Annotated in this window: 12 protein-coding genes, 2 pseudogenes and 3 other annotated features; of the genes and pseudogenes, 10 read left to right on the forward strand and 4 right to left on the reverse strand. The window is 33.6% G+C overall.

All coding sequences use genetic code 11. From position 1 onward, the window contains the following. The first annotated feature begins 4 nt into the window (after positions 1-4). Positions 5-1024, forward strand: coding sequence for a galactose/methyl galactoside ABC transporter permease MglC (gene mglC, locus TCEL_RS10835; protein ID WP_040684044.1), 1020 nt, complete (start codon positions 5-7; stop codon positions 1022-1024). 30 nt (positions 1025-1054) lie between these two features. On the opposite strand, the pseudogene ilvE reads toward mglC, so the two are convergent. Both ilvE and TCEL_RS10845 read right to left on the reverse strand, forming a co-directional pair. Further along, a pseudogene (gene ilvE, locus TCEL_RS10840) lies at positions 1055-1951 on the reverse strand (branched-chain-amino-acid transaminase); the annotation flags it as partial. A 1-nt stretch (position 1952) separates the two neighbouring features. Then, positions 1953-2564: pseudogene (locus TCEL_RS10845) on the reverse strand (branched-chain amino acid aminotransferase); the annotation flags it as partial. 196 nt (positions 2565-2760) lie between these two features. After that, positions 2761-3002, forward strand: a binding site (T-box leader). Between the two features lie 73 nt (positions 3003-3075). On the opposite strand from TCEL_RS10845, the gene TCEL_RS10850 reads away from it, so the two are divergent. The 5 genes from TCEL_RS10850 (at position 3076) to ptsG (ending at position 7857) form a co-directional block, all read left to right on the forward strand. Next, positions 3076-3846, forward strand: coding sequence for an amino acid ABC transporter substrate-binding protein (locus TCEL_RS10850; protein WP_018664247.1), 771 nt, complete (start codon positions 3076-3078; stop codon positions 3844-3846). A gap of 11 nt (positions 3847-3857) precedes the next feature. Beyond that, positions 3858-4499, forward strand: a complete 642-nt coding sequence (locus TCEL_RS10855; protein WP_018664248.1) for an amino acid ABC transporter permease — start codon at positions 3858-3860, stop codon at positions 4497-4499. A gap of 8 nt (positions 4500-4507) precedes the next feature. Further along, positions 4508-5188, forward strand: a complete 681-nt coding sequence (locus TCEL_RS10860; RefSeq protein ID WP_018664249.1) for an amino acid ABC transporter ATP-binding protein — start codon at positions 4508-4510, stop codon at positions 5186-5188. Positions 5189-5284: 96 nt separating this feature from the next. Then, the gene (gene speD / locus TCEL_RS10865) at positions 5285-6106 is read left to right on the forward strand and encodes an adenosylmethionine decarboxylase (RefSeq protein WP_018664250.1); all 822 of its coding nucleotides are present in this window, start codon (positions 5285-5287) and stop codon (positions 6104-6106) included. A gap of 233 nt (positions 6107-6339) precedes the next feature. Then, positions 6340-7857 (forward strand): glucose-specific PTS transporter subunit IIBC, encoded by a 1518-nt coding sequence (gene ptsG, locus TCEL_RS10870; RefSeq protein WP_018664251.1) that lies wholly within the window; start codon positions 6340-6342, stop codon positions 7855-7857. 33 nt (positions 7858-7890) lie between these two features. Here the strand turns inward: ptsG and TCEL_RS10875 are convergent, their stop codons facing one another. Further along, entirely contained in the window at positions 7891-9291 is a 1401-nt protein-coding gene (locus TCEL_RS10875; RefSeq protein WP_018664253.1) for an alanine/glycine:cation symporter family protein, read from the reverse strand. A 112-nt stretch (positions 9292-9403) separates the two neighbouring features. Between TCEL_RS10875 and TCEL_RS10880 the strand changes: the two genes are divergently transcribed. From TCEL_RS10880 to TCEL_RS10890, 3 genes are all read left to right on the forward strand, one after another. Next, a complete protein-coding gene (locus tag TCEL_RS10880) occupies positions 9404-10801 on the forward strand; it encodes an MBL fold metallo-hydrolase (RefSeq protein WP_018664255.1) in 1398 nt (465 codons plus the stop codon). Positions 10802-10843: 42 nt separating this feature from the next. Further along, positions 10844-11061: a binding site (T-box leader), on the forward strand. An 81-nt stretch (positions 11062-11142) separates the two neighbouring features. After that, complete coding sequence (gene asnS / locus TCEL_RS10885; protein WP_018664257.1) at positions 11143-12534, forward strand: asparagine--tRNA ligase; 1392 nt, start codon at positions 11143-11145, stop codon at positions 12532-12534. A gap of 169 nt (positions 12535-12703) precedes the next feature. Then, positions 12704-13213, forward strand: coding sequence for an ECF transporter S component (locus TCEL_RS10890; protein WP_018664259.1), 510 nt, complete (start codon positions 12704-12706; stop codon positions 13211-13213). Positions 13214-13223: 10 nt separating this feature from the next. Here the strand turns inward: TCEL_RS10890 and TCEL_RS10895 are convergent, their stop codons facing one another. After that, positions 13224-13637: a DUF3842 family protein gene (locus tag TCEL_RS10895; protein ID WP_018664261.1), complete on the reverse strand. Its 414-nt coding sequence runs from the start codon at positions 13635-13637 to the stop codon at positions 13224-13226. A 141-nt stretch (positions 13638-13778) separates the two neighbouring features. Further along, positions 13779-13992, forward strand: a binding site (T-box leader). 80 nt (positions 13993-14072) lie between these two features. Between TCEL_RS10895 and proS the strand changes: the two genes are divergently transcribed. Continuing rightward, entirely contained in the window at positions 14073-15515 is a 1443-nt protein-coding gene (gene proS / locus TCEL_RS10900) for a proline--tRNA ligase (RefSeq protein WP_018664263.1), read from the forward strand. Positions 15516-15520: the final 5 nt, after the last annotated feature.

Here is a 15520-nt window from a genome sequence, read left to right on the forward strand (position 1 = left end):
GGGAGTGATTAAATTGATAAATACAAAAAATATAAAAGAGACTTTAATGAATAATGCAATTTACGTTGTTTTAGTAGCATTACTTGTTATTATTGTAATAATGTCTCCGGATTTCTTATCCATAGTTAACTTTAGAAATATATTAACTCAGGCCTCAACACGTATCATAATTGCACTTGGAGTGGCAGGACTTTTAATAACACAAGGAACAGACCTATCAGCTGGAAGACAAGTTGGACTTGCTGCAGTTGTGTCTGCTTCATTGCTTCAAGCTCCAAATTATGCATATAGGATGTATCCAAATTTAAAGCAACTTAATATATTTATTCCTATACTTCTTGTTATGATTATTTGTGGAATATTTGGTATGTTAAATGGTATTGTTATATCAAAACTGCATGTAACTCCATTTATAGCTACACTAGGTATGATGATTATTGTATATGGAGTAAACTCAATCTATTTTGATAGACCTCCTTATGGTGCACAGCCAATTGGAGGATTGGATCCTAAGTTTATGAAGTTTGCACAGGGAAGCTTTAATATAGGAGGGTTCATAATTCCATACTTAGTTATATATGCTGCTATAGTAACGTTAATAATGTGGTTTATATGGAATAAAACCAAATTAGGAAAGAATATGTATGCAATAGGTGGAAATCCTGAGGCTGCTGCAGTTTCTGGGGTTAATGTTGCAAAGAACCTTATAATACTATATACAATAGCAGGTATCTTATATGGATTTGCAGGTTCACTAGAGGCAGCACGTGTTGGTACCGCGACTAATAATACTGGTAATATGTATGAACTTGATGCTATTGCTGCCTGTGTTGTAGGTGGAGTATCCTTTAGTGGTGGTATAGGAACAATAAGTGGAGTTGTAATAGGTGTAATCATATTCCAAGTTATAAACTATGGACTTGCGTTTATTGGTGTAAGTGTTTACCTACAATATATAATAAAAGGTTTAATAATCATAAGTGCAGTTGCCATAGATACAAGAAAGTACATAAAAAAGAAATAAGAGGGAGGTTTTCATCCTCCCCCTTCTTTTTTATTTTACTTCAACTATCCATCCTTCTGGAGCCTTTTCATCTCCTAATTGTATAGCAACAAGTGTATCATAAAGCTTCTTAGTTATTGGGCCAACTTCAGTTTGGCTGTAGAATACGTGTAGTTTTCCTTTATATTCAATTCCACCAATTGGAGTAATAACTGCTGCTGTACCACATGCACCAGCTTCAATAAACTCATCAAGTTTGTCTATATATACATCTCTTTCTTCAACTTCCATACCTAAATATTCCTTTGCGATGTGCATTAGAGAATACTTTGTAATACTTGGTAGTATTGATGGTGATTTTGGAGTTACGAATTTATTATCTCTTGTAATTCCAAAGAAGTTTGCAGCACCAACCTCTTCAATTTTTGTATGAGTAGCAGGGTCAAGATAGATACAGTCTGCAAATCCTCTCTTTACTGCAAGTTCATGTGGAAGTAAGCTTGCTGCGTAGTTTCCACCAACTTTAACTCCACCTGTTCCATATGGTGCAGCTCTATCATAATCTGATACAGTAAAGTTAACAGGTTGCATTCCGCCTTTAAAATATGGACCAACAGGGCAGCAGAATACAGAGAACATATATTCAGGTGCTGGTTTAACACCAAGATTGTTACCAATTCCTATCATATATGGTCTTAAGTATAATGAAGCTCCTGTTCCATAAGGTGGAACAAAGTGTTCATTTGCCTTTACAACTTGTATACATGCATCAATAAACTTTTCTTCTGGTATTTCAGGCATCATTAGACGTCTGCAGCTTGTGTTCATTCTCTTTGCATTTTGATCTGGTCTAAATAGTTGGATTTTACCATCCTTTGTTCTGTATGCCTTTAAACCTTCAAAACATTGTTGGCCATAATGAAGAGCAGTTGAACCTTCACTGATGGTNTCCTCTCTTTACTGCAAGTTCATGTGGAAGTAAGCTTGCTGCGTAGTTTCCACCAACTTTAACTCCACCTGTTCCATATGGTGCAGCTCTATCATAATCTGATACAGTAAAGTTAACAGGTTGCATTCCGCCTTTAAAATATGGACCAACAGGGCAGCAGAATACAGAGAACATATATTCAGGTGCTGGTTTAACACCAAGATTGTTACCAATTCCTATCATATATGGTCTTAAGTATAATGAAGCTCCTGTTCCATAAGGTGGAACAAAGTGTTCATTTGCCTTTACAACTTGTATACATGCATCAATAAACTTTTCTTCTGGTATTTCAGGCATCATTAGACGTCTGCAGCTTGTGTTCATTCTCTTTGCATTTTGATCTGGTCTAAATAGTTGGATTTTACCATCCTTTGTTCTGTATGCCTTTAAACCTTCAAAACATTGTTGGCCATAATGAAGAGCAGTTGAACCTTCACTGATGGTAACCATATTATCTTCTACTAGTTTACCATCATCCCACTTTCCGTCCTTCCAATAGGATACATAACGGAAGTCTGTTTTGATATAGCTAAAACCAAGTTTTCCCCAATCTAAATTTACTGTTTTACTCATATCCTTCACCTCACATATAATAATTGAGAGGATTTTTGTGTAACACATTCCCTCATTCCAACTTAATTATAACATAAAAAAAACATTTGTGCAGCAATAATGTTAAAATTATTTTGAATTTTAAGCAAATTATTTTTTTAACAAAAATTTAATTGACAGCAGAACTTTAATATGGTAAATTGATAAACAAATAAAGTAAAAGGCGATGAAAAGAAGAAGTAAAAATAGTCTCCTCATTAAAGAGAGCACTCGGTTGGTGGAAGAGTGTATGAGGGCTATTTTGAACACATCTTGGAGCTTGGCACCGAAATTATAGTAGGCTGTCACGGGAACCTTCACCCGTTATAGTGATAGGGTATGTATGTACCTAATAAGGTTAATGCCGCGAGGCATTAATGAATTGGGGTGGGACCACGGGAGTAAGCTCTCGTCCTCAAAATGAGGATGGGAGCTTTTTGTTTTGTCAAAAAGCAGCGCTGCTTTGGATATAAAATGATAAGGAGGAATTGATATGAAAAGATTCACTTTAGCTTTATTACTAATTTTTAGTGCAATATTTCTTGCATCTTGTGGAGAGACTCAGGTTTCAAACAGTGAAAGTAAAATTGTGGTAGTAGGTTTAGATGATACTTTTGCACCTATGGGGTTTAAAAATGAAAAGGGTGAAATAGTTGGATTTGATGTTGATTTAGCTAAGGAAGTATTTAGAAGATTAGGATATGATGTAAAATTTCAACCTATTGATTGGGCTATGAAGGAATCTGAATTGAATTCTAATAAAATAGACCTAATTTGGAATGGATATACAATAACTGAAGAGAGAAAGCAAAAGGTCGACTTTACAAAGCCATATCTTATAAATAGGCAGGTTATTGTTGTATTAAAAAATTCAAATATAAATAAAAAAATTGATTTAGAAGGTAAAAAGGTTGCAGCACAATTAAATTCAAGTTCTCAAGAGGCAGTAGAAAAACAAAAGGATTTTTTATCTAAACTAAAGGATGGAAAACTATATCTTTATGAAACGAATAATGATGCACTTATGGAACTTGAAAATGGTAGAGTTGATGCAGTTGTTGTAGATGAAATATTGGCAAGGTATTATATAAAGCTTAAGGGTGAAGAGAATTTTAGAATATTAGAAGAAAATTTTGGGAGCGAAGAGTATGGTGTCGGTTTTAGGAAGGGAGATCAACTTAAGGATAAAGTAGAAAAAGCATTAGATGAAATGAAGAAGGATGGTACCTTTGAAAAAATATATAATAATTGGTTTGAGAAATAAGAGGTGATTTTGTGAATTACATTGTTAATTTGCTTTTATCTATGAAAGGTGGTATGTTTGTAACTATTTATATATTTTTTATAACGTTAGTGTTTTCGATTATATTAGGAATTATAACTGCAATGATTAGAATATCCAACATAAAAATTATAAGGGTGGTTGTCTCCTTCTATATTTTTATTATGAGGGGGACACCTCTTCTTCTTCAAATTATATTTATATTTTTTGGATTACCTATGATAGGGGTAACGTTTGAAAGATATACAGCTGTATTTATTGCTTTTATACTAAACTATACTGCATATTTTACGGAAATATTTAGAGCTGGTATTCAATCTATTGATAAAGGACAGTTTGAAGCAGCAAAGGTGCTTGGATTAAGTAAATTTCAATCCTATAGATATATAATACTTCCTCAAATGTTTAAAAACATTCTTCCTGCACTTGCAAATGAGGTTATTACATTAGTTAAAGATACTTCTCTTGTTTATGTTGTTGGGATTGCTGACGTATTAAGGGAAGGCAAGATAGCTGTAAATAGAGATGCAACGCTTTTACCTTTTTTGGTTGTGGCAATGTTTTATGCAGGTTTTATATATGTTTTAAGTGATTTATTTAAGAAGGTAGAAAGAAGATTTGAATACTATAGGTAGGTGGTAATGTGGTTTTAGAATTAAAAAATGTAGCAAAATCATATAAAGGAAAGAGAATTTTAGATAACATAAGCTTTGAGGTTAAAGAGGGAGAGATTGTTTCTATTTTTGGTAAATCGGGTGCTGGAAAATCAACTCTTTTAAGATGCATTAATGGGCTTGAAACTATAGATAAAGGGAGTATAAAAATAAATGGAGAATATCTATATAGGCAAAATGGAATTTATGTTGAGGTTGCAAAAGGTGAAAGTTTAAAGAAAATACGACAATCTATAGGGTTGGTTTTTCAAAACTTTAATCTTTTTTCAAATCTAACAGTTTTAGAGAATATTATATTAGCTCCTATTAATGTATATAATTTAGATAGAGAATTGGCTGTAAAAAAGGCAGAATTACTGCTTGATAGATTAAAAATATTAGATAAAAGGGACTTTTATCCATATGAACTATCGGGAGGACAAAGACAGAGGGTTGCTATTGCTCGTGCATGTATATTATCACCTAAAATAATTTGTTTTGATGAGCCTACATCGGCAGTAGATGATGAAGTTAAAAAGAGTATTGCTGAAATTATAATGGAATTTAAAAGTGAAAAAATTGCTGTTTTGATAGTAAGTCATGACAAGGAGTTTTCCCATTCCATTTCAGATAGAATAATAAACATAGAAGGTGGAAAAATAATATCATAAAAATTGCTTTTATTGTAAGTATAAAGTTCTTGACATTTGCTATAAAAGTTATATAATTTTACTGAAAATATAAATTGAAAGGAATGGGGAGTTGAATTGGAAGGCGGAAAGAACAAATTAAAGTTATATGGATTTAACAATTTAACAAAAACATTGAGTTTCAATATTTATGACGTATGCTATACTAAAACAGAAGAGGATAGAAAAAGATACATTGAATACATCGATGAACAATACAATTCAGACAGACTAACAAAGATACTAACAGATGTTACAGAAATGATAGGAGCATGCGTCTTAAATATAGCAAAGCAGGACTATGACCCACAAGGTGCAAGCGTAACTTTATTAATTTCTGAGGAAGAGGTTCCTCTATATATTTTAGACCCTTCATGTAACAGGGGTATTATAACTCCTACGAGGGAAAATATTGTTGCGCACCTAGATAAGAGCCATGTTACTGTGCATACGTACCCAGAAACTCATCCCCAAAATGAGATAAGCACATTCAGAGTTGACATTGATGTATCAACTTGTGGTAAGATTTCACCACTTAAGGCGCTAAATTATCTAATTGACAGCTTTGATTCAGATATTATAACAATAGATTACAGGGTTAGAGGATTTACAAGGGATATTCATGGCCATAAGCTATATATTGACCATGATATTACATCAATTCAAGATTATATAGCAAAGGAAACAATAGATAGATACAATCTAATTGATATGAATATATATCAATCAAATATATTCCATACCAAAATGATGGTAAGGGATATAAAGCTTGATAACTATCTATTTGAGAAGTCAGAAAGCGACTTAACAGAAGCAGAAAAGAAGGATATAACAGAAAAGCTTAAGAGAGAGATGACAGAAATTTTTTATGGAATAAACTTACCTAACGTTTCAAGGTAAAATATTTAGAAAATTTAATATTTATACCATATTGCATAATTAATTTCTTGCTGTTATAATCAATATTGCAGTGAAAAATAAATAAAAAGACCTTTACGTGTTACTGATTCGATCAGGCATGAGTAAAAGGTATGAAAAATTAGGCTAAATTTAATGCCTAATTTCTTGTACCTTTACTCATGCCTTTTGTATTTAATTTTAAAATAAAAAACTCTTTAGGAGGGGGAAAGTTTATGTCAACAAAGAAAGCATTTGGTATCCTACAAAAAGTAGGAAAAGCCCTAATGCTACCAGTTGCTCTACTTCCAGCAGCAGGAATATTACTAGCATTAGGTAACATGTTCCAAAACCCTGCATTCTTAGAGAAGGCACCTGCCTTTGGTTCAGCGAGTGTACAAGCTATTGCTAGGGTTATGGAACAATCAGGAGGTATAATTTTTGGTAACCTTCCACTTATTTTCGCAGTGGGAGTTGCAGTAGGTCTTGCAGGAGGAGAAGGTGTTGCAGGGCTTGCGGCAATAGTAGGTTTCTTAATAATGAATGTGACTATGGGAATAGTGGCAGGTGTTACACCAGCTCACATTGGTAAAAACCCAGCATACGCAAATGTACTTGGTATTCCAACACTACAAACAGGAGTTTTTGGTGGTATTATTGTTGGTCTTGTAGCTTATGCTCTATATGAAAAGTACTATACTATAGAACTACCACCATTCTTAGGATTCTTTGCAGGAAAGAGATTTGTTCCAATTATAACTGCAGCTACATCAATAGTATTAGGACTTGTAATGGTTGTTGTATGGCCACCAATTCAACATGGTTTAAATGCATTCTCAAGCTCAATGATAGATGCAAATAAGACTTTAGCAGCATTTATATTTGGAGTTATTGAAAGAGCATTAATTCCTTTTGGTCTACATCATATATTCTACAACCCATTCTGGTATCAATTTGGTGAGTACACAACAAAGGCTGGAGAAATTGTTAGAGGAGACCAAACAATATTCTTTGCACAGCTTAAGGATGGAGTTAAGTTTACAGCTGGTACATTCATGACAGGTAAGTTCCCATTCATGATGTTTGGTCTTCCAGCAGCAGCACTTGCTATGTACCATGAAGCAAGACCAGAAAAGAAAAAGGTTGTTGCAGGTATCATGGCTTCAGCGGCACTAACATCATTCTTAACAGGTATAACAGAACCAATTGAATTTACATTCCTATTCGTAGCACCAGCATTATATGCTGTACACTGTGTATTTGCAGGACTTTCATTTATGTTAATGCACATACTAAATGTTAAGATAGGTATGACATTCTCAGGTGGTATAATAGACTTTATACTATTTGGTGTAATACCAAATAGAACTGCATGGTGGCTTGTAATTCCAGTAGGTTTAGTATTCTCAGTAATATACTATTTTGGATTTAGATTTGCAATAAGAACATTTAACATAAAGACTCCAGGTAGAGAAGATGATGAAGCTGAAGCAACAGCTGAAGCTGCAGCTACAAATTCAACTCTAGCAGCAAATATACTTGAAGCTCTAGGTGGAAAGGAAAACATCAAATATCTTGATGCATGTATAACAAGACTTAGAGTAAATGTTGCAGATATAAAGAAGGTTGACAAAGAAAGATTAAAGCAACTTGGTGCTGCAGGAGTGCTTGAAGTTGGTGACAGCATACAAGCAATATTCGGACCAAAGTCAGATATAATAAAGAGTGAAATAAAGAAGATAGCAGGTATATAATAAAAAGGCTTGGCTAAAAACCAAGCCTTTATTTTATTCTTCCCAACAATCTGCGTTCTTTAGTCCTTCTATATTTTTAGCTTTAAATATAGGATCAAGACCTTGTTTCTTTTGTCTTTCGTAGTCCTTTAATACTTTAAATGCTACATTGCCTAGCATTAAAATTGCAATTATATTAAGGATTGCCATAAGTCCCATAAATAGATCGGCTAAATCCCAAACTATTTGAAGTGAAGCAACTGAGCCCCACATTACCATTGCTACAACAAAAAGTCTATAAACAGTTAGATATGTTTTACTTGGTTTTATAAACTCGATGTTTGTTTCACCATAGTAGTAGTTACCTATAACTGAGCTGTAGGCAAATAGGAATATACAAATTGCTATAAATATACTTCCCCATGAACCTACATGGTGGATAAGCGCACTTTGAGTAAGTTGGATTCCTTTAATTTCAGGATTTGTAAATTCTCCTGAAGTTAATATTATAAAAGCTGTTGCACTACAGATTAAAAGAGTATCTGTGAATACGCTAAGTGTTTGAATAAGACCTTGTTTTGCTGGGTGGCTTGTATGTGCTGTTGCAGCAGCATTTGGAGCACTTCCCATACCAGCTTCGTTTGAGAATAGACCTCTCTTAATACCCATCATGATGGCAGCTCCAATTCCTCCACCAACTGCCTGTTTTACTCCAAAGGCACCTTCAATAATCATCTTAAATACTGAAGGTATTAGTGTAATGTTCTTTAATACTATAAAAAGTGCTACTATTACATAAGCTATTGCCATAACAGGAACAATTGCTTCTGCAGTCTTTGCAATTCTTTTTATACCACCAAATATTATAAAGGCAGTTATAATAGCGATTACACTTCCTGTAATATAAGTTTGTATTCCAAAGGCCTTTTGGAAGGCTTGAGATATTGTGTTTGCTTGAACTGAGTTAAATACTAGTCCAAAGCAGATAGTTATAAGGATTGAGAAAAGAACTCCCATCCATCTTTTTCCTAGAGCCCTTTCCATGTAGTAAGCAGGACCACCTCTGTAGTTCTCACCATCTTTAATTTTGTAAACCTGAGCAAGTGTACTTTCAACAAAGCTTGATGCACCACCAATTAGTGCTATAACCCACATCCAAAATACTGCTCCAGGGCCTCCTACAGTAATTGCAGTTGCAACGCCTGCAAGGTTTCCTGTTCCAACACGGGATGCAGTACTTATACAGAAGGCTTGGAAGGATGAAATATGGCTTGTCCCTTTTGCACTGTCTGTACCTTCTGTAAGAAGTTTAAACATTTCTTTGAAGTATCTTAGCTGAACAAATTTAGTTTTGAAGGAAAAGTAAAGTCCGGCTGCAATTAGTAATGCAATTATAACGTAGGACCATAGTATGTTGTTGATTTGGTTGATAAAAAGCGACAAAATTTGACTCATATCGCACCTCCAAACTGTAATTTTAACAAAATTGTATCAAATTAAAATGATTTAGTCAATTAAAAGAAAATTTTTTATATTTATGATATAATAAATGAAAGGGGGAGTTTATATGAAAATTAAATTTTGTGGAGCAGCTGGACAAGTTACAGGCTCATGTTATCTGATTGAAACAAACAAAAGAAAGTTTTTGATAGATTGTGGGATGTTTCAAGGAAGTGTTTTTGATTTAAACTATGAGCCATTTCCCTTCAATCCAAAGGATATTGACTTTGTTATATTAACTCATGCACATATTGATCATTCTGGAAGATTACCTATGCTTTTTAAGCAGGGATTTAGAGGAACAGTATATGCAACATCTGCAACCTGTGACTTGGTAAGTATAATGCTTAAGGATAGTGGGCATATCCAAGAGTTTGAGGCAAAATGGAGGACAAAAAAGAGGTTAAGAAAGGGACTTGAGCCTGTTGAGCCTTTATATACAGTAGAAGATACTCTTATTGTAAATGATTATCTTTTAAAGCAATCCTACAATAAGTGGATAGTAATAGATAAAAATATAGAATTTATGTTTAAAGATGCAGGGCATCTTTTGGGTTCTTCTATTGTTGTTTTAAAGGTAAGGGAGAATAAAAAGGAGCACATAATAACATTTAGTGGAGATCTAGGAAATTTCAACATTCCAATAATAAGAGATTATGAGTATATAGATTATACTGACTATTTAATAATAGAATCAACTTATGGTAATAGATATCATGAAACAAGAGCCCAAGAAATAAAATCTCTATATGATGTTATTATAAATACAGTAAAATCTGGAGGCAACGTAATTATACCAGCTTTTTCTGTTGGCAGAACACAGGAGATACTTTATATATTAAATCAGTATATTGATATAGAGCAGAAGAAGGAGTTTAAAAATATTGAAGTTTATTTAGATAGTCCTCTTGCGAAGGAGGCATTAGAGGTTTTTGAAAAACATAAAGAGTGCTATGATGAAGAGACTCTAAAACTACTTGAGAATGATATTGATGTTCTGCATTTTGAAAATCTTCATATTGTGGAAACCGTTGAGGAATCACAGTCCTTAAATGAAAAGCAGGGTGTTGTAATAATTTCAGCAAGTGGTATGTGTGAGGCAGGAAGAATAAAGCACCATTTAAAGCATAACATTTGGAAAAAGAATACGGCTATTATTTTTGTAGGGTACCAAGCAGAGGGAACATTAGGAAGAAGAATATTAGATGGGCAAAAGAAGGTTAAGATATTTGGGGAAGAAATGGTTGTAAATGCCAATATTTACAGTATTTCATCCTTATCAGGACATGCAGATTTAGGAGGACTTTTAAATTGGGTAAAAAATATTAAAAATGGTGTATCCAAAAAGATATTTGTTACACATGGAGAGCAAGAAGCATCTCAAAACTTTAAAAATGAATTAGAGAGAATGTTTAATTATAAAGTGGAGATACCAAAACTGTATGATGAGTTTATTATTGATTGACAAAACAAATTAATAATTATATAATTTTGGTAATAATATATTGTAAAGACTGTGAAGGGAAGAGTAGGCTTAAGAGAAGGTTAAAGCGAGCCAGTGGTGGTGGGAGACTGGTACTGGACTTAAGCTGAAGAACATCCCGGAGTCTCTTACCGAAATCTAATGAGAGTAGACTAAGACGTCTGTGGAACGTTATATCCACTAAAGGTGGCCTGTATAGGCAATTTGGGTGGTACCGCGAAGATTAGCTCTTCGTCCCATTTTGGGATGAAGAGTTTTTTTATTAAAAGATTTAATTTAGAATATATATCCTAGATATAAATTATATAAAAAGGAGGTTGCTTATGCATACAGTTGAAGTAAAACAGCTCTATAGAGAGAGCCAAAAATATTTAAATGAAGATGTTAGAGTTTCAGGTTGGGTTAGAACTGTAAGATCATCAAAGGCTTTTGGATTTATTGAATTAAATGATGGAACTTTCTTTAAGAATTTGCAAATTGTTTTTGATGAAAAGCTAGAAAATTTCAAACAGGTCGAAAAACTTCCAATAAGTTCATCTATAACAGTAGAAGGAAAGTTGGTTGAAACACCAGGTGCTAAACAGCCCTTTGAGGTTCATGCAACAAGAATAATAATTGAAGGTATGTCTAGCTCTGATTATCCACTTCAAAAGAAGAGACATACATTTGAGTATTTAAGAACAATAGCACACCTAAGACCAAGAAGTAATACCTTCTCAGCAGTATTTAGAGTGCGTTCGGTTGCTGCATTTGCTATACACAAATTCTTCCAAGAAAAAGGTTTTGTGTATGTAAATACGCCTATTATTACAGGAAGTGACTGTGAAGGCGCTGGAGAAATGTTTAGAGTTACTACATTAGATTTAAATAATATTCCTAGAAAAGAGGATGGAAGTGTAGATTTTTCAGAAGACTTCTTTGGAAGAGAAGCAAATTTAACTGTTAGTGGTCAGCTTGAGGCAGAAATATTTGCACTTGCATATAAGAAGGTTTATACATTTGGACCGACATTTAGAGCTGAAAATTCAAATACAGCAAGACATGCATCAGAATTCTGGATGATAGAACCTGAAATGGCTTTTGCTGATTTAAATGATTATATGGATATTGCAGAAGAAATGGTTAAGTACATTATAAAATATGTTTTAGAAAATGCTCCTGAAGAAATGGAATTCTTCAATAATTTCATAGATAATACTCTATTTGATAGATTAAACAATGTTCTAAATTCTGAATTTGCTAGAATTACTTATACTGAAGCAATAGAATTACTTAAGAAATCAGGTAAACAATTCCAATATCCAGTTGAATGGGGATGTGACCTTCAAACAGAGCATGAAAGATATATAACAGAAGAAATATTCAAAAAGCCTGTGTTTGTAACTAACTATCCAAAGGATATAAAAGCCTTCTATATGAGATTAAACGATGATGGTAAGACAGTTGCTGCTGCAGACCTATTAGTTCCTGGTGTAGGAGAAATAATAGGAGGTAGCCAAAGAGAAGAAAGATATGATGTTCTAGTAAGAAGAATAGAAGAGCTTGGAATGAAGAAGGAAGACTATTGGTGGTATTTAGAACTTCGAAAGTATGGAGAAACTAAACATTCAGGATTTGGATTAGGATTTGAAAGAATGATAATGTATCTAACAGGTATGAGTAACATTAGAGACGTTATCCCATTCCCAAGAACACCAGGAAACTGTGAGTTCTAATATTGAAATGGATTAGAATATATATTATAATATAGGAGAAGTCACGAAGGCTTCTTAGATGATTTATTAATAACATTTGCTTACCACGAAGGTAGGGCGATTTGCTCTACCTTTTTTGTTTTTTAAGTGGAAGTTTTATCACTGATATTAAATTTAAGGAGGGTTCTTTATGACAAAAACAAAAAAATTAGTACTTGCAGCATTATTTTTAGCACTAGGCCTTCTTATTCCAAGCATATTTCATATGAGTGGTCTACCAGGCAATGTATTTTTACCTATGCACATTCCAGTTCTTCTTTGTGGATTTGTTTTAGGAGAAAAGTATGGTGTACTTATTGGATTTGTAACTCCATTTTTAAGTTCAATACTCACAGGGATGCCCCCTATATATCCTGTTGCTGTAGCTATGGCTTTTGAGCTTGCAACATATGGATTTGTTTCAGGATATTTATATAAGAGAAGAAAAATGAAAGTATTTGTTTCTCTAGTTATTGCTATGCTTCTTGGAAGGTTGGTTTCAGGTGCTGCAAATTATATTCTTTTAACTTCTATGGGTAAGAAGTATGTATTAAATATGTTTATAACAGCATCCTTTGTAAAATGCATTTGGGGAATTGTTATACAGCTTATTTTAATTCCGTTTGTTGTTAAGATGATAGATAAGTATAATCTTGTATAAAATAAGGGAGCTAAATTTGCTCCCTTATTTTTTCTATAAATATATCTATACACTCCTTAATAGATAGGTCTTGAGTATTAGGTATGTATATTCCGTGTTTTTGTAGTGGAATAATTAGTTTGGTTGCAGGGGAGTTGAATATTGCCTTTGAGACAGTAGAGGTAACCTCTCCACATATTCCACCTACACAAAGTACCCCAATAGGTCCTATTATGAAATCTATATGATTATTTAATATAAACTCACTAATGTTTTTGCTTCCTATTATTCCGTCTTCTGCACCTGATTTTAACATGTTTTTAAGGGCAGTTTTATTAAGGCCTAAGGCTACAATTCTGACTTTATCTTCAAATTCCTTTTTAATTCTTTTTATAACTGTTTGACCAATTCCAGCACCTTGTCCGTCAACAACTGCTATTAACATTTTTTCACCCCCTAGAATATAATACTATAAAACATGCATAATATGAATAAAATATTGAAATAATAAATGAAATTATATATAATGATATCATATAGCTATTGAAAAAATGATGAAATATGGTAAAATAAAGAAAACACAATATTTAAGACTATGATGAGGAATAGTAAAAATTAGATCCTTTTCAGAGAGGGAATGGTTGGTGCGAATTCCTAAAGGACTAATTTTGAACCCACCTCGGAGTCCTGCACCGAAATATAAGTAGGCTGCAGCGGTTTGACCGTTATCCTATTGAGAGAATATGCTTTTTGCATATTAATTAGGGTGGTACCGCCGAATTCATGCCTCGGTCCCTTTTGGGATTCGAGGCTTTTTGTTTATAGTTTAAGTTTTAGAAAATAAAGTAAACTATATACATAAAATAAAGGAGGAGAGAATATGGCAAATGAAAAGGATAAGAAGCTTGTTGAAGCAATAACTTCAATGGATGAAGATTTTGCACAATGGTACACTGACATAGTAAAGAAGGCTGAGCTAGCAGATTATTCAAGTGTTAAGGGATGTATGATTATTAGACCTTATGGATATGCAATATGGGAAAATATCCAAAAGGATTTAGACGCAAGATTTAAGGCTACAGGACATGAAAATGTTTATATGCCACTTTTTATACCAGAGAGCCTATTAAGAAAGGAAGCAGAACACGTTGAAGGTTTTGCTCCAGAGGTTGCGTGGGTTACACATGGAGGAAGTGAACAGCTTGCAGAAAGACTTTGTGTAAGACCTACATCAGAAACTTTATTCTGCGAACATTTTTCAAAGATAGTTCAATCATACAAAGATCTTCCAAAGCTATATAATCAATGGTGTTCTGTTGTAAGATGGGAAAAAACTACAAGACCTTTCTTAAGAACAACTGAATTCTTATGGCAAGAGGGCCATACTATTCATGCAACAGCAGAAGAGGCTGAAGAAGAAACAATTAGAATGTTAAATGTGTATGCACAGCATTGTGAAGAAGTTTTAGCAATTCCAGTAATAAAGGGAAGAAAAACAGATAAAGAAAAGTTTGCTGGAGCTCAAGCAACATACACAATTGAGAGCTTGATGCATGATGGAAAGGCTCTTCAAACAGGAACCTCCCATTACTTTGGAGATAATTTTGCTAGGGCATTTAATATAAGATATCTTGATAAGAATGGTCAACTTCAATATGTGCATGAAACATCATGGGGAGTTACAACAAGATTAATTGGTGCAGTAATTATGGTACATGGAGATAACAATGGCTTGAAACTTCCACCAAGGGTGGCACCAATTCAGGTAGTAATAGTTCCAATTGCACAGCATAAAGAAGGAGTACTTGATAAGGCAAATGAATTAAAAGATAGACTTTCAAAGGTAGTAAGAGTTAAGCTTGATGACTCTGATAAGATGCCAGGTTGGAAGTTTGCAGAATATGAAATGAAGGGTGTTCCAGTAAGACTTGAAGTAGGACCAAAGGATATAGAAAAGAACCAAGTTGTTCTTGTTAGACGTGATACAATGGAAAAGATCTCAGTTTCAATGGATAACCTAGAACAAGAAGTATTAAAACTTCTTGATGATATACACAACAACATGCTTGAAATGGCAAGAAAGAATAGAGATGAACACACATATGTAGCAACAAATATGGAAGAATTTAAGGATATAGTTGAAAATAAGCCAGGATTTATAAAGGCTATGTGGTGTGGAGATAGAGCATGTGAAGATAAGATAAAAGAGGAAACAGGTGCAACTTCAAGATGTATACCATTTGAACAAGAGACTCTAAGTGACAAGTGTGTATGCTGTGGTAAACCAGCAAAGCATATGGTTTACTGGGGAAGAGCATATTAAAAAAG

It is taken from the genome of Thermobrachium celere DSM 8682, assembly GCF_000430995.1.
Classification (GTDB): domain Bacteria; phylum Bacillota; class Clostridia; order Clostridiales; family Caloramatoraceae; genus Thermobrachium; species Thermobrachium celere.